This is a genomic window from Streptomyces bambusae (genome assembly GCF_019400985.1).
Taxonomy (GTDB): Bacteria; Actinomycetota; Actinomycetes; order Streptomycetales; family Streptomycetaceae; genus Streptomyces; species Streptomyces bambusae_A.
The window spans coordinates 1-563 of the sequence record NZ_WTFF01000743.1 but is presented as its reverse complement, the minus strand read 5'-3'; the positions used below and the strand labels follow the sequence as shown (position 1 = coordinate 563).

Below are 563 nucleotides of genomic sequence, written 5' to 3'. Positions count from 1 at the left end.
TATATACTTGCATAGTCGATCTGTCTTATTCTACATTTGTTTTTTATCAAAACAGAACAGGGCACAAGAGTCCAGCCTGGGCGGGGGGGGGTGGGAGGTGGTAAAAAGAGCAGGGGGGGCGGGGGCCGGGCGGAAGGACGAGGGGCGGCCGTCCGCCCCGGCCGCCGAGCCGCCGTTCGACCTGGAGGACATGGACCCGCCGTGGGACGACTGGGAGTGAGCCACCACAGGTGCCGCTGGGGCCACCGGAGCGGCCGGAGCGGCCGGAGCGGCGGCGCCGGGACCGGTCAGCCCCGGCGCTGACGCATCCCTTGCGCCGCCCGCCCCGGCGGCGGTCCCGGCTCCGGTGCCGGCCGGTGCTCAGTGCCGAAGTCGCTCGCGCCCGGTTGGGGCTTCCCGGCCCCGGCGCTGACGCATCCCTTGCGCCGCCAGCCCCGGCGGCGGTCCCGGCTCCGGTGCCGGCCGGTGCTCAGTGCCGAAGCCGCTCGCGCCCGGTTCGGGCTTCCCGCCCGGCGGCCGGAGCGGCGCGGCCCCGAGCCCCGGCTCGGCGCCCGGCGTTGTCC

Annotated in this window: 1 protein-coding gene; it reads left to right on the top strand. The window is 74.6% G+C overall.

All coding sequences use genetic code 11. From position 1 onward, the window contains the following. The coding region (locus GPJ59_RS36830) for a hypothetical protein (RefSeq protein WP_219672421.1) at window positions 1-220 on the top strand (220 nt) is incomplete at its 5' end. Window positions 221-563 lie beyond the last annotated feature (343 nt).